16 protein-coding genes are annotated in these 22720 nt (G+C 69.9%); 7 read left to right on the forward strand and 9 right to left on the reverse strand.

Annotation, left to right across the window (positions count from 1 at the left end; all coding sequences use genetic code 11):
* Positions 1–6: 6 nt before the first annotated feature.
* From FKR81_RS06075 to FKR81_RS06095, 5 genes are read right to left on the reverse strand one after another with little or no spacing between them, the layout of a single operon-like run.
* Positions 7–1158: a hypothetical protein gene (locus FKR81_RS06075; protein ID WP_146349927.1), complete on the reverse strand. Its 1152-nt coding sequence runs from the start codon at positions 1156–1158 to the stop codon at positions 7–9.
* Positions 1159–1165: 7 nt separating this feature from the next.
* On the reverse strand, positions 1166–3313 hold the full coding sequence (glgB, locus tag FKR81_RS06080) for a 1,4-alpha-glucan branching protein GlgB (RefSeq protein ID WP_146349928.1): 2148 nt from the start codon (positions 3311–3313) through the stop codon (positions 1166–1168).
* 3 nt (positions 3314–3316) lie between these two features.
* Entirely contained in the window at positions 3317–4624 is a 1308-nt protein-coding gene (locus FKR81_RS06085) for a maltokinase N-terminal cap-like domain-containing protein (protein ID WP_146349929.1), read from the reverse strand.
* Positions 4625–4629: 5 nt separating this feature from the next.
* A complete protein-coding gene (gene treS / locus FKR81_RS06090; RefSeq protein WP_146349930.1) occupies positions 4630–6450 on the reverse strand; it encodes a maltose alpha-D-glucosyltransferase in 1821 nt (606 codons plus the stop codon).
* A gap of 37 nt (positions 6451–6487) precedes the next feature.
* Positions 6488–8464: an alpha-1,4-glucan--maltose-1-phosphate maltosyltransferase gene (locus FKR81_RS06095; protein ID WP_146349931.1), complete on the reverse strand. Its 1977-nt coding sequence runs from the start codon at positions 8462–8464 to the stop codon at positions 6488–6490.
* Positions 8465–8681: 217 nt separating this feature from the next.
* Between FKR81_RS06095 and FKR81_RS44295 the strand changes: the two genes are divergently transcribed.
* The 3 genes from FKR81_RS44295 (at position 8682) to FKR81_RS06110 (ending at position 13552) form a co-directional block, all read left to right on the forward strand.
* Positions 8682–10010, forward strand: coding sequence for a serine/threonine-protein kinase (locus tag FKR81_RS44295; RefSeq protein WP_407936502.1), 1329 nt, complete (start codon positions 8682–8684; stop codon positions 10008–10010).
* Between the two features lie 140 nt (positions 10011–10150).
* Complete coding sequence (gene glgP / locus FKR81_RS06105) at positions 10151–12736, forward strand: alpha-glucan family phosphorylase (protein WP_146349932.1); 2586 nt, start codon at positions 10151–10153, stop codon at positions 12734–12736.
* A gap of 405 nt (positions 12737–13141) precedes the next feature.
* Complete coding sequence (locus tag FKR81_RS06110; RefSeq protein WP_146349933.1) at positions 13142–13552, forward strand: hypothetical protein; 411 nt, start codon at positions 13142–13144, stop codon at positions 13550–13552.
* Positions 13553–13767: 215 nt separating this feature from the next.
* Here FKR81_RS06110 and FKR81_RS06115 read toward each other — a convergent pair whose 3' ends face one another.
* The 4 genes from FKR81_RS06115 to glgX form a co-directional block, all read right to left on the reverse strand.
* Positions 13768–14883: a tetratricopeptide repeat protein gene (locus tag FKR81_RS06115; RefSeq protein WP_146349934.1), complete on the reverse strand. Its 1116-nt coding sequence runs from the start codon at positions 14881–14883 to the stop codon at positions 13768–13770.
* 33 nt (positions 14884–14916) lie between these two features.
* Positions 14917–15309: a rhodanese-like domain-containing protein gene (locus tag FKR81_RS06120; RefSeq protein ID WP_146349935.1), complete on the reverse strand. Its 393-nt coding sequence runs from the start codon at positions 15307–15309 to the stop codon at positions 14917–14919.
* On the reverse strand, positions 15306–15884 hold the full coding sequence (locus FKR81_RS06125; RefSeq protein ID WP_146349936.1) for a cysteine dioxygenase: 579 nt from the start codon (positions 15882–15884) through the stop codon (positions 15306–15308). Before FKR81_RS06125 ends, FKR81_RS06120 begins: the two co-directional genes overlap by 4 nt.
* 798 nt (positions 15885–16682) lie before the next feature.
* Entirely contained in the window at positions 16683–18803 is a 2121-nt protein-coding gene (glgX, locus tag FKR81_RS06130) for a glycogen debranching protein GlgX (RefSeq protein WP_146349937.1), read from the reverse strand.
* 126 nt (positions 18804–18929) lie between these two features.
* On the opposite strand from glgX, the gene FKR81_RS06135 reads away from it, so the two are divergent.
* The 4 genes from FKR81_RS06135 to FKR81_RS06150 are packed head-to-tail and all read left to right on the forward strand — an operon-like array spanning position 18930 to position 22631.
* Positions 18930–19697 (forward strand): ABC transporter ATP-binding protein, encoded by a 768-nt coding sequence (locus FKR81_RS06135; protein WP_146350003.1) that lies wholly within the window; start codon positions 18930–18932, stop codon positions 19695–19697.
* 43 nt (positions 19698–19740) lie between these two features.
* On the forward strand, positions 19741–20520 hold the full coding sequence (locus FKR81_RS06140) for an enoyl-CoA hydratase/isomerase family protein (protein WP_146349938.1): 780 nt from the start codon (positions 19741–19743) through the stop codon (positions 20518–20520).
* Positions 20510–21466: a class I SAM-dependent methyltransferase gene (locus FKR81_RS06145; RefSeq protein WP_146349939.1), complete on the forward strand. Its 957-nt coding sequence runs from the start codon at positions 20510–20512 to the stop codon at positions 21464–21466. Before FKR81_RS06140 ends, FKR81_RS06145 begins: the two co-directional genes overlap by 11 nt.
* Position 21467: 1 nt before the next feature.
* Positions 21468–22631: a THUMP-like domain-containing protein gene (locus FKR81_RS06150; protein ID WP_146349940.1), complete on the forward strand. Its 1164-nt coding sequence runs from the start codon at positions 21468–21470 to the stop codon at positions 22629–22631.
* Positions 22632–22720: the final 89 nt, after the last annotated feature.

Raw genomic sequence — 22720 nt, forward strand, 5'->3', positions numbered from 1 at the left:
ACCGGTTCAGGTGCGTTGGGCTGATAGTGGGACGTTCGGACTGCTCGCACCGATGCAGTCGTGCACGCCGACCCCGTCAGCGACATAGGACTCGTCGCTCTCGACCTGCAGGTTGTAGACCCAGCCGTCGAATTTCGGCGAGGTGACGCCCTGCACCCGCCGCCACACAGCGGTGTCGTCGACCTTGGGCAGGTTGGTCCCGTTGCCGTAGGGAAACGACAGGTCGTACCGGGTCTGTCGGGTCGCGGCGTGTCGGTTGAGGCTGGGCTCGGACTGACGCAGACCGACTGGCCGTCCGAGCGTGGTGGCGATGGCGAGCATGTCCAACGCGAGCTGGCGGCACACCGTTACGCCGACCACCAGCTGCCGGTCCTGCCGGTCAGAGCCGTCGCCAGCCAGCCAGCCGTCCAGCAACGCCTCGAGATACGGGGCCGGGCCGTACGTCACGTGCGCGGACAGCCTCTTGTCGCCGTGCTTGGCAGTACCGGGCACCAGGATTTCGAACAACCGCTTCCACGTCTTGCCGTACAGCACGACGATCATGGCCCCGTTCGGGCGCTGCTGAATCCGCGAAGTCGCTCCGAACGCGTCCTTGATCAGGGCACATGTTTCCGGGACCAGGGTGTCGCGTTCGTGGCTGCCGTAGGTCCAGGTGACCTTGTTGGGAGTGACGTTCCCTTCGGCCGCGTACAGGCCGAGCAAGCGACCGAGCGACGGAGTGCGGGCCAACAGCGTCGGCAGTGGCGCGATCTCGCTGATCACGCCGCCGACGTTGATCGTGCCGTCGATGGTCCCTCGCAGGTCCTTGACGTTGACCAAGCGCTCCACGTGGATCAGATCGTCTCCGGCGGCGTGGTAGCGGGTGATCGACACGTGGTCGCCGTTGCGGAGATCCTTCGCGGCGACGTAGCCGCGAGTCGTGCGCACCGGGTGGTTCGGAGTGCAGTGCAGTGGCATGTGCCCGCGAAAGGTCACCTCCACCAGACCGTCGTCCGCGCGCCGCACCATCGTGTGCAGTACCCGCCCGGTACGCCCTTCGGCGGTGACCACCTCGTCGAGCAGCCGGATCTGCTCGATGGGGCGCTGGCTGCCGTCGGCCAGGCGCACGTACGTCCCGGCCGGGACGCACACGCTCAACGGTTGGAAAGCCCTCTTCATGGCAACGTCACTCGTCGAGCACGAAGTACAGGACGCCGGTCGGCGGCAGCTGCAGCACGGCGGACGCCGGCCGGCCGTGCCACGGCTTCTCCTCGGCCACGACGCCGCCGAGGTTCCCGACACCGGACCCGCCGTACAGGGCCGAGTCGGTGTTCACGACCTCGCGCCACCGGCCGACAGCGGGCAGCCCGACCCGGTAGTCGTGGTGCGGCCCGCCGGAGAAGTTGGCCACGACTGCGACGACGGACCCGTCCTCACCGTGCCGCAGGAACGACAGCACGTTGCCGCCCGAGTCGTTCGCGTCGATCCACGAGAACCCGGTGGGCGTGACGTCCGCCGAGAACAACGCGGGCGAAGACCGGTACACCGCGTTGAGGTCGCGCATCAAGGACTGGATCCCGACGTGCAGCGGCTCCGAGAGCAGGTGCCAGTCGAGCGACCGCGACTCGGACCACTCCTGCTCCTGGCCGAACTCGCCGCCCATGAACAGCAGCTGCTTGCCGGGGTGCGCCCACATGAACGCGAGCAGCGACCGCAGACCCGCGGCTTTGTTCCACGCGTCACCGGGCATCCGCTCCCACAGCGAACCCTTGCCGTGCACCACCTCGTCGTGCGACAGCGGCAGGCAGAAGTTCTCGCTCCACGCGTACACCAAGGAGAAGGTCATCTCGTTGTGGTGGAAGGAGCGGTGGACGGGCTCGCGCGACAGGTAGTGCAGCGTGTCGTGCATCCAGCCCATGTTCCACTTGAAGCCGAACCCGAGGCCGCCCAGGTGCGTCGGCCGGGTGACGCCGGGCCACGCCGTCGACTCCTCGGCCACCATCACCACGCCGGGGTGTCGCCGGTAGACGGTCGCGTTCAGCTCCTGCAGGAACCGCACGGCGTCCAGGTTCTCGCGGCCGCCGAACTCGTTCGGCAGCCAGCCGTCCGCGGGGCGCGAGTAGTCGAGGTACAGCATCGAGGCGACGGCGTCAACGCGCAGGCCGTCGAGGTGGAACTCCTCGATCCAGTACAGCGCGTTGGCCACGAGGAAGTTGCGCACCTCGTTGCGGCCGAAGTCGAAGACGTACGTGCCCCAGTCCAGCTGCTCGCCGCGCCGGGGGTCGGCGTGCTCGTACAACGCGGTGCCGTCGAACTTGGCCAGCGCCCAGATGTCCTTCGGGAAGTGCGCGGGCACCCAGTCGACGATCACGCCGATCCCGGCCTGGTGCAACGTGTCCACGAAGAAGCGGAAGTCGTCCGGCGAGCCGAAGCGCGACGTCGGCGCGTAGTACGACGTCACCTGGTAGCCCCACGAGCCGCCGAACGGGTGCTCGGCGACCGGCAGCAGCTCGACGTGCGTGAAACCCAGGTCCGACACGTAGGCGGCGAGCTCGGCGGCCATCTCGCGGTAGCCGAGGCCCTGCTTCCACGAGGCCAGGTGCACCTCGTACACCGACATCGGCGCGTTCGCCCAGTGGGTCGCCTCGCGCTGCGCCTCCCACCCCGCATCGCCCCACGCGTAAAACGAATCGGTCACCACGGACGCGGTCGCCGGGGGGACCTCGGTGGCGAACGCCATCGGGTCGGCCTTCTCGTGCCACGCGCCGTCCGCGCCGAGGATCCGGAACTTGTAGCGGGAACCGACCGGCACGTTCGGGATGAAGATCTCCCACACGCCGGAGGAACCCATGGAGCGCAACGGGTTCGCCCGCCCGTCCCAGCCGTCGAAGTCACCGGTCACGCGCACACCGCGCGCGTTCGGCGCCCACACCGAGAACGAGACGCCGGACACGACACCGGTGGCGGTCTCGTAGGAACGCGGGCGCGCGCCGAGCACGTCCCACAGCCGCTCGTGCCTGCCCTCGCCGATCAGGTGCAGGTCCAGCTCGCCGACGGTCGGCAGCCACCGGTACGGGTCGTCCACCTCGACGACGTTGCCGTGGTAGTCGATCTCCAGCCGGTAGTCGCCTGGATGCTCCGGCAGCTCGCCGGTGAACAGCCCGTCGCGCAACGGGGACAGCTCGATCCGCTTGTCGCCCGCCAGCACCGCCACGGACGACGCACCCGGCCGGAACGCGCGCGCGACCACTCCGTCACCGACGTGGTGCACGCCGAGCACGGAGTGCGGGTCGTGGTGCGAGCCCGCCAGGATCCGATCGAGGTCCTCTTTCACGACTCACTCTCCTCCGCTGGTGATCCGGGCGATCGACGACAGGGGGATCGTCAACCACTCCGGCCGGTTCGCGTGCTCGTAAGCGACCTCGTAGACCGCCTTGTCCAACTCGAACGCCTGCAACAGGAAGGCGTGCTCGCGCGGGTCCGACAAGACCTCCGCGTACCCGTCGCAGAACGCCGCGCGGTTGCGCCGCGCCCACTCCAGCGCTCGGTAGGCGAGCTGGTCGTCGTCCTGACCGACCAGCAGCTGGTGCGCCGCGTAGTCGAAGGATCGCAGCATTCCGGCCACGTCGCGCAGTGGCGAGCGCATCGCCGTCCGCTCCGCGATCGGTGCGGCGGGCTCACCTTCGAAGTCGATCAGCAGCCAGCCCTGCACGGTCCGCAGCACCTGACCGAGGTGCAGGTCGCCGTGGATGTGCTGGATCGCGATGTCGCCGAGGTGCTCGCGCGCCTGCTCGAACACCTCCCGCAGCGCCGCCGAGTGCTCGCCCAGCTCCGGGACGTCGTGCAGCACGGCGTCCAAACGGGACTGCATCGACGCGATCGCCGACGCGATCTCGGTGGCGCCCGCGGTCTGCGTGCCGAGCGCCCGCGCCAGGTCCGCGTGCACGGACGCCACCGCGTGGCCCAGCCGGTGCGCCTCGGCCGCGAAGTCGCCGCCGACCTCGTCCGCGTGCAGGTCCGCCTCGGCCATCAGGTCGCGCACGCTGGTCGTCGCCATCGCCCAGCCGTCGACCGCGTCGGGCAGGAACTCCTGCAGCATGCCGAGCGTCACCGGCGTGCCGTCGAGGTCCGTCGTGATCGACCCGAGCGGCTGCGCGATGTGCTGGCAGCCGACGCCGCGCAGCGCCCGGTGCAGCACCAGGTCCGGGTTCTCGCCGAGCGTCAGCTTGCGGAACAGCTTCAGGATGTACTGCTGTCCGTAGATCAGCGACGTGTTGGACTGCTCGACCCCGACCGGCCGTCCGCGCAGCCCGGTGCGCAGCTCGGTGTCCGGCTCGTGCGCGAACACCAGGCCGTCCACCCGCTCGCCGCGGGCGATCAGGTCGAGGAGCACGCCGTTCAGCTCGGGGTCGGCCGTCGACTCGTAGGAGTCGGCCAGTTCGGAGATCAGCAGCTGGTACGGGCTCGACCGGCCGTCCTGGTCGACCGCGACGATCACGTGCACCAGGTCGTCGTCCAGCAGTGTCGTCCGAAGTGGACGGACGCCGCTGACGGGCCGGTCCTTGCCGCCGAACCAGCGCAGGTTCGGCAGCATGTCCGGCAGCGCGGACACCAGCTTGTCGACGAGTTCGTGCGGGTCGATCACGCGGTTCACCTCGTTTCGCCGCCGGGAACTGAGTCGTCGCCTGCCTCGACCAGCTGGAACCAGTAGAACCCGTGGCCGGGCAGCGTGAGCAGGTAGGGGAGCTCGCCGACCATCGGGAAGCGCACCCCGCCGGTCAGCTCCAATGGCGTGCTGCCGCGGTGGTCGGACAGGTCCAGCTCGACCGGCTGCGGGAACCGCGAGAGGTTGTTGACGCACAGCACGATGTCCTCGTGGCCGTCCGGCCGCCGCCACCGCCGCTTGTACGCCAGCACGCTCGGGTTCGAGCCGCCGAGCTCGGTGAAGTCGCCCTCCGCGAACGCGTGGTGCTGCTTGCGCACCTCGATCATGTGCCGCGTCCAGTTGAGCAGCGACGACGTGTTGTTCAGCTGCGCCTCGACGTTCAGGCCCTGGTAGCCGTACACCGGGTCCATGATCACCGGCAGGTAGATCCGGCCGGGGTCGCAGTTCGAGAAACCCGCGTTGCGGTCCGGCGTCCACTGCATCGGCGTGCGCACCGCGTCGCGGTCCGCGAGCCAGATGTTGTCGCCCATGCCGATCTCGTCGCCGTAGTACAGCACCGGCGAACCGGGCAGTGACAGCAGCAGCGCGGTGAACAGCTCGTGCTGGTTGCGGTCGTTCTCCAGCAACGGGGCCAGCCTGCGGCGGATGCCGATGTTGGCCTTCATCCGCGGGTCCTTGGCGTACTCCGCGTACATGTAGTCGCGCTCTTCGTCGGTCACCATCTCGAGCGTCAGCTCGTCGTGGTTGCGCAGGAAGATGCCCCACTGGCAGCCGTCCGGGATCTGCGGCGTCTGCGCCAGGATCTCCGAGATCGGGAACCGCGACTCGCGCCGCACCGCCATGAAGATCCGCGGCATCAGCGGGAAGTGGAACGCCATGTGGCACTCGTCGCCACCGACCTCCGCCTCACCGAAGTACTCCACGACGTCCGACGGCCACTGGTTCGCCTCGGCCAGCAGCACCCGGCCGGGGTACTCGTCGTCGACGACCTTGCGGCACCGGCGCAGGAACTCGTGCGTGCGCGGCAGGTTCTCGCAGATCGTGCCCTCCTCCTCGAAGAGGTAGGGCACCGCGTCGAGCCGGAAGCCGTCGATGCCGATGTCCAGCCAGAACCGCAGGACGTCCAGCATCGCTTCCTGCACGTCCGGGTTCTCGTAGTTGAGGTCCGGCTGGTGCGCGAAGAAGCGGTGCCAGAAGAACTGCCCGCGCACCGGGTCGTAGGTCCAGTTGGAGGTCTCCGTGTCGACGAAGATGATCCGCGCGTCCGAGTAGCGCGAGTCGTCGTCGCTCCACACGTAGTAGTCGCCGTACGGGCCGTCCGGGTTCTGCCGCGACTCCTGGAACCAGGGGTGCGCGTCGGAGGTGTGGTTGAGCACCAGGTCGGTGATCACCCGGATCCCGCGCCGGTGCGCCTCCTCCAGCAGGTACACGAAGTCCTCGACGGTGCCGAACTCCGGCAGCACGGCGCGGAAGTCGCTGATGTCGTACCCGCCGTCGCGCAGCGGCGAGGCGTAGAACGGCGGCAGCCACAGGCAGTCGACGCCGAGCCACTCGAGGTAGTCCAGGCGCGACGCGAGGCCGCGCAGGTCGCCCGTGCCGTCGCCGTTCGAGTCGCTGAACGCGCGCACCAGCACCTCGTAGAACACCGCGCCCTTGTACCAAACGGGGTCGCGCGGCGCGGCCTTCGCGGACTGGAAGTCCTCGGCCTGCGGTTCGGTCAGCAGGCCACCCGCGGTGATGGCCTCACCGGTGTGCGGGACGCCCTCCAGCCCGAGGGCAGCGTCGGGACGTGTTTCTTCGACCATGTACTGCTCCCACGTCATCGGGGGTTGCGGGGGACCCCTAGGAAAATCGGCGCTGCAGGCTGACGATGTGCGCGACAGCACGCCATGGTTCGAGGCGGACGAAGTTGGCCTGACCCCAGTCCCACGTCTCGCCGGTGACCTCGTCGTGCGCGATGAGGCGCTCGTGCCAGTCGAACCCGAGTGCGGGGAGATCGAGCCACAGGGTGCCCTCCTGTGGACCGTGCGGATCGAGGGTGACCACCACGACGACCGTGTCGCCGGTCTCGGGATCGCGTTTCGAGTACGCGATCAGCGACTCGTTCTCGATGGACTGGAACCGGAGCGTGCGCATCTGCTGCAACGCGGGGTGCGCGCGCCGCGCGTGGTTCAGCTTGCGCAGCCACGGCTCCAGTGAGCGCCCGTCGTGCAGCGCGCGTTCGTAATCGCGGGGACGCAGCTGGTACTTCTCCGAGTTGAGGTACTCCTCGCTGCCCGGCTTCACGGCCTCGTGCTCGAACAGCTCGTAGCCCGAGTACACGCCCCACGTCGGCGCCATCGTCGCCGCGAGCGCGGCCCTGATCGCGAACATGCCGGGCCCGCCGTGCTGCAGCGACTCGTGCAGGATGTCCGGCGTGTTGACGAAGAGGTTCGGCCGCCCCTCGTTCCAGTGGTCCCGGATGTCCTCGCCGAACTCGACCAGCTCGTGCTTCGCCGTCCGCCAGGTGAAGTAGGTGTACGACTGGGTGAAGCCCAGCTTCGCGAGCCCGTAGAGCCGCGCGGGACGGGTGAACGCCTCGGACAGGAAGAGCACGTCCGGGTAGGCGTCCTTGACCGTCCAGATGAGCCACTGCCAGAAGTCCGGCGGCTTGGTGTGCGGGTTGTCGACCCGGAAGATCCGCACCCCGTGCTCGACCCAGTGCAGCACGACGCGCAGCACCTCGTTGTAGATGCCCTGCGGGTCGTTGTCGAAGTTGACCGGGTAGATGTCCTGGTACTTCTTCGGCGGGTTCTCGGCGTACATGATCGTGCCGTCGGGGCGCGTGGTGAACCACTCCGGGTGCTTGAGCACCCACGGGTGGTCCGGCGCGCACTGCAGCGCGAAGTCGAGCGCGACCTCGAGGCCGAGCTCGGTCGCCCGCGCCACGAACGCGTCGAAGTCGTCCATCGTGCCGAGGTCGGGGTGCACGGCGTCGTGCCCGCCCTCGTCCGCGCCGATCGCCCACGGCGAGCCGCAGTCGCTCTCGGCGGCGACGAGCGTGTTGTTGGGGCCCTTGCGGTTCACCCGGCCGACCGGGTGGATCGGCGGCAGGTACGCGACGTCGAAGCCCATCGACGCGACCCGGTCCAGCTCCTTGGCGGCCGTGGTGAACGTGCCGTGGATGGCCTGGCCGGACTCGTCGACGCCGCCGGTCGAGCGCGGGAAGAATTCGTACCAGGAGCCGAACGCGGCTCGCTTTCGGTCGCACCAGATCTTGTGCGTCTTGCCCTTGGTGATCAGCTCGCGCACCGGGTGCTCGACCATGATCGTGTGGACCTCGTCCGCCAGCGACGGGGCGACCCGCTCGCTCAGCGGGCGGTCCTCGTCGCGCAGCGCCGTCGCGGCGTTCGCGAGCAACGCGCGTTCGCGCCTGCGGTCCGGCCTGCGGCTGACCCGGTCGAGCAGCCGCGCGCCGAGCTCGAGGTCGTTGGCGAGGTCACCGGGACCCTGCCCGGCGGCGATCTTCACCTCCACCGCGTGCCGCCACGTCCGCCACGGGTCGCTCCAGGCGTCCACTCGGAACGTCCACTGGCCTTCCGCGTCGGGGACGATCACCGCGCCCCAGCGATCCAGTCCGACACCGACCTCGACCATCCGGGTCTGTCTCGCCACCCGGTCGTCCGGCCCGCGCCACGTGACCGTGGCGGCCAGCGCGTCGTGTCCCTCCCGCCAGACCGTCGCCTGGATCGGGACGTGTTCTCCCACAACGGCTTTCGCGGGGTACCGCCCCGCGCTCACCGCCGGGGAGACGTCGTCGATGCCGAGCCGTCCGCTCATGCGCAGCGCCCCTCTCGCCGTGTTTGTGCCAATCCTGCCTTGCTCGATCAAGCCGCCGATCACCGGGCAGGTCACGGCGGGAGTCCCACCCAGTCCGTACCCCGTACTTGTCGATCGCACACCCTTGTCCCGAGCGTGTCCAGAGGAGGCCGCCAGTACTGGTAGATAACGCTGTTATCGGCACGTCGGCGGTGGTCGGTCGGTACTCTCGGCCGCCGTGACCAAGCTTGGTGACCGATACCTCCTGCTCGACGAGCTGGGCAGCGGTGCGATGGGCGTGGTGTGGCGGGCGCGCGACGAGCTGCTGCACCGCGAGGTCGCGATCAAGCAGCTGCTGCTGCCCGATCTGGCGCCCCGGCAGGTGGACGAGGCCTGTCAACGGGCGATGCGGGAGGGCCGGATCGCGGCCCGGCTGCAGCACCCGAACGCGATCGGGGTCTTCGACGTCGTGATCGAGGACGGCAAGCCGTGCCTGGTCATGGAGTACCTGCCGTCCCGCAGCCTGTCCGCTGTGCTCGCCGAACGAGGTCCGCTGCCGCCTGCCGAGGCCGCGCGGATCGGCGTGCACGTCGCTGCGGCGCTCGCCGCCGCGCACGAGGCGGGGATCGTGCACCGGGATGTCAAACCCGGCAACGTCCTCATCGGATCCAACGGCAGCGTCAAGATCACGGACTTCGGGATCTCCCGAGCGGCCGGTGACGTGGCGGTCACCCGGACCGGGATGCTGGCGGGCACGCTCGCCTACCTCGCGCCCGAGCTGGCCCGCGGCGCGGACCCCGACGCCGCGTCGGACGTGTTCTCGCTCGGGGCGACCCTCTACGCGCTGACCGAGGGACAGCCGCCGTTCGGGCGCACCGACAACGACTTCGGCCTGCTCTACAAGATCTCGATGGGACAGATCACGCCACCCGCGCGGTCCGGCGCGCTCGGGCCCCTGCTCTCCCGGCTGCTGGCGATCGACCCCGCGGCCAGGCCGACCGCCGCGCAGGTCGCCGAGCTGCTGGCGGGCATCACCGGTCCGGCCACCGCCGTCCAGCCCGTGCCGAAGCGGCGCACGGGCGTGGTCGTCGCCGCCGCTGCGGTGGTGCTCGTCGCGACGGTCGTGGCCGCGTCGTTCCTGGTCGACCGCGGCTGGACCGCGGGGTCGGTCGGCAGTTCGACGCCGCAGACGTCCCAGTCGACATCCCAGTCGGCGTCTGCGCAGCACACGGCGTTCACCACGCGGCAGGTGGACGCCTTCGTTCAGCAGCACTTCGCCAAGCTGCCGAAGGACACCGCGGGCGCGCGGCAGGACTGGGCGCCGGAGTTCCGGCCCGCCGAGTGGAACGACGATCAGTTCTGGAGCGCGTACGAGGTGGTGGCGATCTACGGCGCACCGGTGATCAGCAGCAGCGCGCAGGACGAGAGGTTCGCCGTCAAGGTCGACCTGACGCTGCGCAGGCGGGACGCCGCCGAGCACGACGTGTCGATCAAGTCCCACCAGCTCGACGTGATGGCCAGGGACGGCAGGCTGCTCATCACCCACGCGATCGAGGCCGGCAACTGACCCCGCCTGTGGGCTGACTCTCCTGTCGCGCTGTTTGCGCAGGTCGCGGGCTCGTTCGTCTTGATCGGTTCTGCAAGTCGTTGCAGGCTTGGCCGGGAATCTTGTCGAGGCATCGGGGGCGGGAGATAAGGTCGCTCGCCATGCGAGCACTTCGCCGGTTCACCGTCCGAGCCAGCCTGCCGGAGCCTCTGTCCGCGCTGGCCACGCTCGCCACCAACCTGCGCTGGACGTGGCATCCGCCGACGCAGGATCTGTTCGCCTCGATCGACGCCTCCGTCTGGTCCGAGGTGGGTGGCGACCCGCTGCGCCTGCTGTCCGTTGTCGACGCGGGGCGGCTCGAGACACTGGCACGCGACGAGCAGTTCCTCCTCCGCGTCCGCGCACTGGCCGACGACCTCGACCGGTACGTCACCGGTCCGCGGTGGTACCAGAAGCGCCAGGACGAGATCACGCAGCGGAGAGAGCACGGCGTCGGTGACGACAAGCCGTTGCCCACGTCCGTCGCGTACTTCTCGATGGAGTTCGGTGTCACCGAGGCGCTGCCCAACTACTCGGGAGGTCTCGGCATCCTCGCCGGTGACCACCTGAAGGCGGCGTCGGACCTCGGCGTGCCGCTGATCGCGGTCGGGCTGCTCTACCGGTCCGGGTACTTCCGCCAGTCGCTGTCGCTGGACGGCTGGCAGATCGAGCACTACCCGGTGCTCGACCCGCGCGGCCTGCCGCTGGAGCTGCTGACCGAGCCGTCCGGGCTGCCGCTGCTCGTGCACGTGTCCATGCCTGGCAACAGGGTGCTGCGCGCCAAGGTGTGGAAGGCCCAGGTCGGCCGGATCCCGCTGCTGCTGCTCGACTCCGATGTGGAGCAGAACGACGACGACCTGCGCGGCGTCACCGACCGCCTCTACGGCGGCGACCAGGGGCACCGCATCCGCCAGGAGATCCTCGCCGGCATCGGCGGCGTGCGCGCCGTGCGCACCTTCTGCGAGCTCACCGGCCACCCGCAGCCCGAGGTGTTCCACACCAACGAGGGCCACGCCGGATTCCTCGGCCTGGAGCGGATCCGCGAGTACATCACCAACGAGGGCCTCGACTTCGACCAGGCGCTGGCCGCGACCCGCGCCGGTGCCGTCTTCACCACGCACACGCCCGTGCCCGCCGGCATCGACCGCTTCCCGGTCGACCTCGTCCAGCACTACTTCGGCGACGAGCAGCTCGTGCCCGGCGTGAACACGCAGCGGATCCTCGCGCTCGGCGCCGAGGACAACCCCGGCATGTTCAACATGGCGCACATGGGACTGCGCCTCGCGCAGCGCGCGAACGGCGTGTCCAAGCTGCACGGTGAGGTCTCGCGGGACATGTTCCGCGGCCTGTGGCCGGGCTTCGACGTCACCGAGGTGCCGATCGGCTCGGTCACCAACGGCGTGCACGGCCCGACCTGGGCGGCGACCGAGATCAGCAAGCTGCTCGGCGGCTCGGACGCGGACACCGCGTCGTCCAGCACTGGCTTCGGCTCGTTCGAGCCGGTCACCGACGGGCTGCTGTGGGAGCTGCGCTGCGAGCTGCGCGCGCGGCTCGTCGGCGAGGTCCGGCGGCGGCTGCGGGAGTCGTGGCTGCAGCGCGGCGCGTCGGCGCTCGAGCTCGGCTGGACCGACTCCGTGTTCGACCCGAGCGTGCTCACCGTCGGCTTCGCCCGGCGCGTGCCCACCTACAAGCGGCTCACGCTGATGCTGCGCGACCCGGAGCGGCTGCGGCACCTGCTGCTGCACCCGGAACGTCCCGTGCAGCTCGTCGTCGCGGGCAAGTCGCACCCGGCCGACGACGGCGGCAAGGCGCTGATCCAGCAGATCGTGCGCTACGCCGACGAGGCGGGCGTGCGGCACCGGATCGTGTTCCTGCCGGACTACGACATGTCCATGGCCCGGTACCTGTACTGGGGCTGCGACGTGTGGCTGAACAACCCGATGCGCCCGCTCGAGGCGTGCGGCACGTCCGGCATGAAGGCCGCGCTGAACGGCGGGCTCAACCTGTCCATTCGCGACGGCTGGTGGGACGAGCTCTACGACGGCAGCAACGGCTGGGCCATCCCGACCGCCGACGGCGTCGCGGACCCGATCCGCCGTGACGACCTGGAGGCCAACGCGCTCTACGAGCTGCTCGGCTCGCAGGTCGCGCCGCTGTTCTACGACCGAGGCGAGGACGGCGTGCCGACCCGCTGGATGTCGATGGTGCGGCACACGCTCGCGTCGCTCGGCCCGGTCGTGCAGGCGTCGCGCATGGTCCGCGAGTACGTCGAGACCTACTACGCGCCTGCCGCGGCGTCCGCGCACAACGTGCTCGGCGAGGGCTTCCGCGGCGCGAAGGAGCTGTCCGCCTACCGGCACCGGCTGCGCGCGTCGTGGACGCGGGTGCGGGTGCTCGACAGCGACCTGTCCATCGGCGGTCCGGCCGTGCCCGTGCTGGGTGCGCCGGTCCACGTGCGGGCGCGGGTCGAGCTGGCCGGGCTGGAGCCGTCCGAAGTGGACGTCCAGGTCGTGCTCGGCAAGGTCGGCGACAGCGACGAGCTGTACGACCTCGTGAGCGCGCCGATGCACTACGCGGGCAACGGCAACTACGAGGTCGACGTGCCGCTGCCGCACGCCGGGACCCTCGGCTACACCGTCCGCGTGCTGCCCCGGCACAACCTGCTGGCCTCCCCGGCCGAACTCGGTCGCGTCGTCCTGGCCTCGTGAGATCAACTCAGGGCATCCGGTTCGCGGGTTTGAAGCGGACTGGATGCCCTGATGCGTCTATCTTGACGCCCCTCTGGTGACTGCTGGTCACCTGCTTCGCGCCTGCGTGCTCATTTGTGCCCTTCCCTCATTGGAATGAGGGCGTTTCGTTCGGGTGATTTCCTCATCTCCGCTGGTAGAGCCTGGTATGCGGGCATACGCTCTGTCGCATGGAATGACCCGGTGCCCGCAAATACGGACATTCTCGGGTTGGTTTACTGGAAATGCGCATGAGGAAAGCAGGTAGCCGTGAAGAAAACAGTTACCGTTATCTCGCTCGTCGCAGTTGTGTTTACCGCCTCGATCGTCCCCGCAGCCTCCGCCTCCGACCACCGCGCTGATCCACCCGCCGCCTGCGCTGGGCTCGTGACGCAGCTCGTCGACACCCTCAAGAAAGTGATCGGATCGCTCACGGCTCTGCCTCCGAATCCGGGCAACGCCGCCGCCCCGCTCGGCGACATCCTCGGCGTGCTGTCCGCGTTGCAGGGCGCGAAGTGCCTGCCGACGCCACCGGTGAGCGCGCCCGTCGCGCTGCCCGTCGACCTGCAGTGGCAGGGCCCCGAGGAGTGCCTGCCGGTCGTCATGAGCCTGTTCTCGAACGTGTTCGGCCTGCTCGGCAAGGTGCTGCCGGGCGCGGGTCTGCCGGACCCGACGAAGTTGTTGTCGCTGGTCACGGACCTGCTCAAGACGTTGACCGACGCGCTGCAGAAGTGCGGCCTGCCCGCACCTCCGGGTGGCCTGCCGACGCTGCCCGGACTCCCAGGACTGCCCACCTGACCGCGGGGTAGGGAAAGGGGCTGTCACCCTCACCGGTGACAGCCCCTTTCTCTTGTGACGCACCGCGTTATTCGGCTTGCTGTGGAATAGAGTCCGTGAGCTGCCCGGTCACTCTTCAGAACCGGGTCAAGCGGTATTCCGGGAATGCGCACAATGGTGCGACAGATTCCTGTTCCGGCGCGAACCGGGGCTAATGTCCGTCCGGGGTGGCGGGACTAACCGATCGACAGTCGGGCGCGGGTCGCCGCGACCCTCGGGAACCAGCCCGCGAGCTCGTGGGCGACGTCCATGAGCTCGCGGGCCTTCTTGTTGTCACCGGCCGCCATGTACGCCTTCGCGACCGTCGTCAGGCCGTCCGCCCGGTCGACCGCTCGCTCGCTCGACTCGGCGGCCCGGTTGCCCAGGTCGATCGCGCTGCTCGTGTCGCCTTCCAGCAGGGCGATGATCGCCAGCGTTCCGGTCGCGCGGTACGAGGGGTAGCCGACCTGGATGGCGCCTTCGAGGGTGCGGCGGGCCGCCGGGACCCCGATCTCGCCCGGCAGCTGGCCCGCGTCGACGGCCAGCGCGGTGAGCCCGGCCGTCGTCGCCATCACGTACGCCATCTCCCGCGGCGACAGGTCCTGCCTGCTGACGAGCCCGGTGACCAGGCCGAGCGCCTGGCCGTACTGGTTGCGGCCGCAGAGCGTCGAGATCTGGAGCCCGATGACCGTCAGCAGCTCGGGGTGCTCGCCGGTGAGCTCGGCCGAGATCCGCTCGGCGGTGTCGAGATCGCCGACGTTGAACGCGTCCTTCGCCGCCGTGATGCGCGGCGTCGACTCCATCTCGGCCAGCTCGCGTCCGGCGAGGCGGGGGAGTCCGAGCACGAACCAGCCGATGCTCGTGCCGCCCGGCTTGCGCACCGGGATGAGCTCGTAGACGAGCGCGGCCGCGGCGGCGAGCGCGAGTCCCTTGCCCAGGTCCGCGCCGACGGTCAGCCAGGTGGCGGCGGCCGTCGCGGTGGCGGTGACCGCGGAGGCGGCGCCCGCCGCGACCATCCTGCGGCGCACCGGTGTCCGCTCGCCCGCGATGCCGACCGTGAAGAGCACGGGGATGTTGCGCAGCACCACGCGGCGCTTGGCCGTCGTCCACTCGCGGAGCTCGCCGCCGATGCCGATGATCACGTGGGTGACCCGCAGTCCGAAGAGGACCGCGCCCAGCATCAGCCCGAGCTGGAACGCCGCCTGCACCAGCAGCAGCCCCAGCAGTGTTCCCGCCAGGCTCGCGAAGCCAGGCGCCCACAGTTCCGCGATTGCGACGACCAGCGCCGCAGACCCCCACCGCACATACCTCACGGGAGGCAGACGCTACCGGCCGCCGCGGGTTCCTCAGGAGACCGCCTGCGATCCACCTTCGCGAATCGGCAGCCCGGCCGCGCGCCACGCCCGGTAGCCGCCGATCAGGTCGGTCGCCTTGGGCAGCCCGATGCGCTTGAGGTCGCGCGCCGCGAGGCTCGACGAGTACCCCTCGTTGCACACGACGATCACCGGCGTGTCCTTCGTGAAGCCGGGCAACCGCCAGTCGCCGCTCGGGTCGAGCCGCCACTCCAGCACGATCCGCTCCACGACCACGGACCCCTCGATCTCACCCTCGGCGAGCCGGTTGTGGTGCGGCCGGATGTCGACGATCAACCCGCCCAGCCTCCGCAGACCGTCCGCTTCTTCAGGACTCACGCGCGTGATCTCGGCGCGCGCGTCTTCGAGGAACGCGTCGACGCTCACGGACCCTCCAGGTCGGCTCGGAGCTTCAGCTCGGCCAGCGGCAGTCGTTGCGCCGGCAGCGGTGGTATCTCGGCGGGGATGTCCGCGAGACTCGGGTACTCCCTCGTCGGCACCAGCGGCGGCGAGTACGCGTGCACCGTCGCCGCCGGCTTCTCCCCGGCGTTGCGCACCTGGTGCGCCCGCCCCGACCCGAACCCGACGGCCTCGCCGGTGTGCCGGACCGTGGTCCTGATCGGGCCGGAGGGGTACCGGTAGTCCTCGGTCAGCTCGCCGGTCAGCACGGTGAAGCTGCCCGCGGCGCCACCGTGGTCGTGCGGCTCGGTGCCCTGGCCGGGCAACCAGCTCAACAACCACAGCTCGACGCCCTCGGTGAGGCCGAGCCTGGTCCACCAGCGCTGCTCAGGCACGTACCGCAGCACCTGGAGCAGAGGCGTGGTCAGTTCACTCGCGACCGTCGACGTCAGCTCGCGCAGCTCGCGCGGCGTCCACAGGTCGCGGTCCGGGTGGATGAGGTCGCGCAGGAACTGGACGTCCAGCGCGGGGTGCAGGTCTGCTCCAGAAATGGTCGTGGTCACGCGTGCGCTCCTGATGGCTTGCTTCCGGAATGCCGACAGCGCGGCGCTCGGATCTAGCGCCGCGGGCAGCTACACGCACACGAGGCGACCAGCACGAGGTCGATCGTGCGGTCGGACCACAGGAAAGCCACGAGGCGATGTTGGCACGGGTACCTCGTGTTCGGCTAGTGCTCCCAGGCAATGGACACGAACGTTGCGATGTCCGGGGGAGTTCTGCAGGCGGGGCTTTGGTGGTGGGCCTCCCCGCCCCCGGCCGTTCGGATGCTTGGGATCATTCGGCTGCCGGTTTGTGCTCGGAGGCCGCGCCCGGTTGGCAGTGCGGGGGTCGCTAGTGCGGCGGGCGCTCTTTTCTTTTGGTACCTGCCGGTTTCGCTGGGGCTCTCTTGGTATCTGCCGGTTTCGCCGGGCTCTTTTGGCGCCTGCCGGTTGGGCCGGTGCGCCTCTGGTATCTGCCGGTTTGGTCGGTGCTCTCTTGGTTCTGCCGGATCGTGGTGGGTCGCCGGGTGTGCTGGCGTCGCTTCGCTCGCTCGTTCTCGGCTTACGTGCCTGCAGGGCCGGGGATTGTCGGTGCTGGCTGAGAGCATCGACTCGGGGGTTCTCGCTGCCAGGGGACGCCTGCGTGAGCGTGGCCTGGCAGCGAGCTACCGGGCACGTCGACACGCCGAAAAAACGCCGCGTCCCGTACACCTCAGACCCCAAAAACCCAGCCCCGACAACGCGGGTACGTCGACACGCCTGAATCTCGCCCGACCTCGTACTCGGCCGCGCCCGGCGAAGAGCGCCAACGTCGGGCGAGCGTCAGCGGGGTGCGCGAAGCAGCAGCAAAGACCGGGACTCGAGGGTGAGCTTCGCGCCGGGCGCCAGCGGTGTGCGGTCGGCGGGCGTGCCGTCGAGTGTCGTGGTGTCCAGGAAAGGCTCGAAGGTCGGGCCGTACTGCGCGGCGGGCAGGGTGATGTGGGCGCGGGTGTCGCCCGCGTGCATGAGCAGGAGCCACGAGTTGTCGGAGGTCAGTTCGCCGTCGCGGGTGCGGGACAGGCAGCTCGAGCCGTCGATGAACATGCCCAGGGTGCGGCGGCCCTCGTCGAACCAGTCGGTTTCTGCCATCTCCTCGCCGTCCGGGCGGAACCACACCAGGTCCGGGTTGCCGGACGGGGTGGTGCGGCCCTCGAAGAACTCCGGCTGGCGCAGGGCTGGGGACGTGGCGCGGATGTCGATCAGGCGGCGGGTGAACGAGAGCAGCCAGCGGGAGTCGGCTGTGGAGTCCCACGGGATCCACGAGACCTCGTTGTCGAGGCAGTACGGGTTGTTGTTGCCGCCCTGGGTGCGCCACATCTCGTCACCGGCGACCATCATCGGGGTGCCGGTGGACAGCAGCAGGGTCGCCAGCAGGTTGCGGGCCTGGCGGGCGCGCAGCGTCAGTACGGACAGGTCGGCGGTCTCGCCCTCGGCGCCGCAGTTCCACGAGCGGTTGTCGTCCGTGCCGTCGCGGTTGTCCTCGCCGTTCGCGAGGTTGTGCTTGGTGTTGTACGAGACCAGGTCGCGCAGGGTGAAGCCGTCGTGCGCGGTGATGAAGTTGATCGACTGCCACGGGCGGCGGAGGTCGTCCGCGTAGAGGTCCGACGAGCCGGACAGGCGGTACGCCAGGTCGCGGACGCCGGTGTGGCCGCGCCAGAAGTCGCGGACGGTGTCGCGGTAGCGGCCGTTCCACTCCGCCCACTGGACGCCGAAGTCGCCGACGCGGTAGCCGTCGCCGGTGGCGTCCCACGGTTCGGCGATGAGCTTCGAGCGGCACAGCACCGGGTCTGTCGTGATGGCCGTCAGCAGGGACGAGTCGCGGTCGAAGAAGCCGCCGCGCGGCCTGCCCATCGTGGACGCCAGGTCGAAGCGGAAACCGTCGACGCCGAGCTCGAGCGCCCAGTAGCGCAGCGAGTCGGTGACCAGGCGCACCACCTGGGGCGAGCCGGCGTCCAGGGTGTTGCCGCAGCCGGTGATGTCGACGGTCGAGCCGCCGCCCGCGTGCAGGTAGTAGCCGGGGGCGTCGAAGCCGCGGAAGCACAGGGTCGGGCCGTCCGGGCCGCCCTCGCACGTGTGGTTGTAGACCACGTCGATGATCACTTCGATGCCCGCGGCGTGCATGGCCGCGACCATCGTGCGGAACTCCTGGATCTCGCGGCCCGGCTCGGACGCGTACGCCGCGTGCGGCGCGAAGTAGCCGAGCGGGGAGTAGCCCCAGTAGTTCGGCGCGCGCCTGCGCAGCAGCGACGGCTCGTCCTGGAACGTCTGCACCGGCAGCAGCTCGACGGACGTCACGCCCAGCCGCACCAGGTGCTCGATCACCGCGGGGTGCGCGAGCCCGAGGTACGTGCCGCGCAACCGCTCCGGCACGTCCGGGTGCCGCTTCGTGAACCCGCGCACGTGCAGCTCGTAGAACACCGCCTCCTCGAACGGCACGTCCGGCTTCGTCCCGGTGTCCGCGCCACCCGGCGAGGACACAACGGACAGCGGCACGCTCCCCAGCGAGTCCACAGCCGACGCTGGCCCGTGCATCGGGTCGCCCACGTAACCCAGCGTCGCCTCGACGTCCGTCACCGACCCGCTGATCTGCCGCGCGTACGGGTCGACGAGCAGCTTCGCCGGGTTGCAGCGCAGGCCGCGGCGCGGGTCGTACGGGCCGTGCACGCGGTAGCCGTAGCGCTGACCGGGCGTGACACCGGGCACCAGCCCGTGCCACACGCCGAACGTGCGCTCGGTGAGCTCGATGCGTTTCTCGGACCCGTCGTCGCCGATCAGGCACACCTCGACCGCGTCGGCGACCGCGGACGTCACGGCGAACCGCACCCCTCCCGCCTCGGCGTGCGCGCCTAAGGGGAACGGGCGACCGGCGAGTACATCGGAGGCTGAGTCGGGTCGCGTGGCCATACCTCCGATCTTGTCATCATCCACCGACAAAAAACGCCCTACATAACCCCCTTGGACGGATGGCTGAGGGCGTTCGGAAACAATGGGCCCGTGGCGGACGTCGACGTGACAGATCTGGTCGTGCACATGGCGGGCGTGTCGGTCCGCCGGGGGAAGAACATCCTGGTCGGGAACATCGACTGGGCCGTTGAGCTGGACGAGCGGTGGGTGGTGCTCGGGCCGAACGGCGCGGGCAAGACCACGCTGCTCAGGCTGGCCAGTGCCGAGGTGCACCCGACCAAGGGCAAGGTGCACCTGCTCGGCGAGCGGCTCGGCAAGACCGACATCTCGGAGCTGAAGCCGCGCATCGGGCTGTGCTCGGCTGCGCTGAACGGCCGCGTCCCGGCCGAGGAGAAGGTCGTCGACGTCGTGGTCAGCGCCGGCTACGGCGTGCTCGGCCGCTGGCGCGAGGAGTACGACCAGCTCGACACCGGCCGGGCGCGCGAGCTGCTCGGCACCCTCGGCATCGAGCACCTCGCGGACCGCACCTACGGCACGCTGTCCGAAGGGGAGCGCAAGCGCACCCTCATCGCGCGCGCACTCATGACGGACCCGGAGATGCTGCTGCTCGACGAGCCCGCCGCCGGACTCGACCTCGGCGGCCGCGAGGACCTCGTCGCCAAGCTGTCCGAGCTGGCGATGGACCCGGACGCGCCCGCCACCGTGCTGGTGACGCACCACGTCGAGGAGATCCCGCCGGGCTTCACGCACTGCCTGCTGCTGCGCGAGGGCAGCGTCGTCGCGCAGGGCCTGCTGGACGACGTGCTGACGGAGGAGAACCTCTCCAAGACCTTCGCGCAGGACCTGGAGCTGACGCGCTCCGGCAACCGTTTCTTCGCCCGCAGGAAGGCTTGAGTTACCGCCAGGTAACCTGCGCGGCGAGACCAAGGAGGAGACCGTGGCTGAGTTCGTCAGGCTGGAAGTCGAGGACGGGATCGGCACGATCCGGCTGGATCGCCCCCCGATGAACGCCCTGAACCGGCAGTTGCAGTCCGAGCTCGCGGCCGCCGCCAAGGAGGCGACCGACCGCTCCGACGTCTACGCCGTGATCGTCTACGGCGGCGAGAAGGTCTTCGCGGCTGGCGCGGACGTCAAGGAGTTCGCCACCATCTCGCACGCCGAGATGACGCTGCGGGCCAAGGCGCTCTCGGACGGACTCGGCGCGCTCGCGAGCGTCCCGAAGCCGACGGTCGCCGCGATCACCGGCTACGCGCTGGGCGGCGGCTTCGAGGTCGCGCTCGGCTGCGACCGTCGCATCGCCGGTGACAACGCGAAGCTCGGCCAGCCCGAGATGCTGCTCGGTCTCATCCCCGGCGGCGGCGGCACGCAGCGGCTCGCCCGCCTGGTCGGCCCCGCGAAGGCCAAGGACCTGATCTACACCGGCCGCTTCGTCGGGGCCGAGGAAGCACTGCGGATCGGCATGGTCGACGAGGTCGTCGCGCCGGACGACGTCTACCCGGCCGCGGTCCGCTGGGCGAAGCAGTTCGTCAACGGTCCGGTGCTCGCGCTCGCTGCCGCGAAGGCCGCGATCGACGGTGGCCTCGAGACCGACCTCGAGAGCGGGCTCAAGCTGGAGAGCCACCTCTTCGCGATGCTGTTCGCCACCGAGGACAAGAAGACCGGCGTCGAGTCGTTCATCGCGAACGGACCTGGAAAGGCCAAGTTCAGTGGCAACTGACCCCGCACCGAACCCGCACGCGACGGCCGAGGAGATCGAGGCCGCGTGGCAGGACCCCAAGCTCGCCAACGTCCTCTACCACGACTGGGAAGCCGGGACGTACGACGAGAAGTGGTCGATCTCGTACGACGACCGCTGCATCACCTACGCGGTGGACCGCTTCAAGGCCGTCGCCGGTGACGTCGGCCCGTACGAGCACGCGCTGGAACTGGGCTGCGGCACGGGTTTCTTCCTGCTGAACCTCATGCAGGGCGACGTGATCGAGAAGGGGTCGGTCACCGACCTCTCACCCGGCATGGTCGAGGTCGCGCTGCGCAACGCCGAGCACCTGGGCCTCCCGGTCGACGGCCGGGTCGCGGACGCCGAGCGGATCCCGTACGACGACGACACGTTCGACCTCGTCGTCGGGCACGCGGTGCTGCACCACATCCCGGACGTCCAGGCGGCGATGCGCGAGGTGCTGCGCGTGCTCAAGCCGGGTGGCAAGTTCGTGTTCGCGGGCGATCCGACGAACATCGGCAACTTCTACGCCCGCAAGCTCGGCCAGGCGACCTGGTGGCTGACCACCAACGTCACCAAGGCGATCCCGGCGCTGAACGACTGGCGCCGTCCGCAGGAGGAGTTGGACGAGTCGTCCCGCGCCGCCGCGCTGGAAGCCGTCGTCGACCTGCACACGTTCGACCCCGCCGACCTGGAGCGGACGGCGAAGCGCGCGGGCGCGGTCGAGGTGAAGGCCGTGACGGACGAGCTGACCGCCGCGCTCTTCGGCTGGCCGGTGCGCACGTTCGAGTCCGCGGTGCCGCGCGAGAAGCTCGGCTTCAGCTGGGCGCTGTTCGCCTACCGCACGTGGCAGAACCTGTCCTGGGTGGACCAGAACGTGTTCGCCAAGGTGCTGCCGCGCGAGGTCTTCTACAACGTCTCGGTGACGGGCAAGAAGCCGCTCTGACGTGGGCTACACCTTCTCGCTGGACGACGTGGCGTACCTGCGCTCCGATGCCGGGTGCGCCGCGTTGTCCGAGGTCGCGGCGCTGCCGCTGACCCCGGCGTCGCACCTGCACGACATCGGTGTCGCGCGGAAGACGTCTCCCGACCGCTTCGCCGCGCTCGTCGAGACCGTGCTGCTGCGCCGCCGTGCCCAGTCCAAACTGGACGGTGCGGATGGCTGGCTCTTCACCGACGACGCGCTCCAGCAGGCCACCGCCTCGCCCGTCGCCGGGCACCGCGCGCGGCGCTTCGCCGGACGCGACGTGCACGACGTGACGTGCTCGGTCGGCGCCGACCTGGTCGCGCTCTCGCAGGTCGCCGCGAGGTGCATCGGTTCCGACCTCGACCCGGTCCGCCTCGCCATGGCGCGCAACAACTGCGGACCCGATCAGCTCCTCCTGAAAGCCGACGCGCTGAAGCCCGCGTCGAGGGCGACGGCCGTCACCGCGGACCCCGCGCGCCGCGACTCGGCGGGCCGCCGCAAGTGGCACCCGTCGGACTTCGTGCCGCCGTTGGACGAACTGGCGGACGCCTACGCCGGCCGCGACCTCGCCGTGAAGTGCGCACCCGGCATCGACTTCGCCGTCGCGCCGTGGGCCGACGAGGTCGAGCTCGTGTCGCTCGACGGCCAGGTGCGCGAAGCATGTTTGTGGACAAGGGGTTTGGCGACACCGGGTGTCACGCGCCGAGCCTCCGTCCTGCACGGACGAGGCGAGTGGACGATCACCGACGCCGAGCCGGACGACTGCCCGGTGCGCGCGCCGGGGGAGTGGATCATCGATCCGGACGGCGCGGTCGTGCGGGCCGGTCTGGTGCGGCACTACGCCGCGCGCCACGGGTTGTGGCAGCTCGACGAACGCATCGCCTACCTCAGCGGTGACACCCCGCCACCGGGCATCCGCGCGTTCCGGGTGCTCGAACACGCCCACTACACCGAGAAAGCGCTGCGCACGTCGCTGCGCGCACACGGCATCGGCAGGCTGGAGATCCTGGTGCGCGGCCTCGACGTGGACCCGAACACGTTGCGCAAACGGCTCAAGCTCGCCGGGCCGGACGAGGCCACGGTCGTGCTCACCCGCATCGGCTCCCGCCCCACCGCGGTCCTCTGCCGCGCGACCAGGACGTGAGAGCGCTCCCACCAACGGAATATTACGTAGTGGATGCGCAGCGACACCAGGCGTAATGTGCAGGGCAGCCCCCAGTGCCGCCGCCCGCT

It is taken from the genome of Lentzea tibetensis, assembly GCF_007845675.1.
Taxonomy (GTDB): domain Bacteria; phylum Actinomycetota; class Actinomycetes; order Mycobacteriales; family Pseudonocardiaceae; genus Lentzea; species Lentzea tibetensis.

What these genes read in the sequence shown, in the direction of transcription:
- FKR81_RS06135 (WP_146350003.1), top strand. Translation starts at nt 18,930, where the DNA reads ATGGCGGGCGTGTCGGTCCGCCGGGGGAAGAACATCCTGGTCGGGAAC.
- treS (WP_146349930.1), bottom strand. Translation starts at nt 6,450, where the DNA reads ATGGTCGAAGAAACACGTCCCGACGCTGCCCTCGGGCTGGAGGGCGTC.
- glgX (WP_146349937.1), bottom strand. Translation starts at nt 18,803, where the DNA reads ATGGCCACGCGACCCGACTCAGCCTCCGATGTACTCGCCGGTCGCCCG.
- glgP (WP_146349932.1), top strand. Translation starts at nt 10,151, where the DNA reads ATGCGAGCACTTCGCCGGTTCACCGTCCGAGCCAGCCTGCCGGAGCCT.
- FKR81_RS06075 (WP_146349927.1), bottom strand. Translation starts at nt 1,158, where the DNA reads ATGAAGAGGGCTTTCCAACCGTTGAGCGTGTGCGTCCCGGCCGGGACG.
- FKR81_RS06095 (WP_146349931.1), bottom strand. Translation starts at nt 8,464, where the DNA reads ATGAGCGGACGGCTCGGCATCGACGACGTCTCCCCGGCGGTGAGCGCG.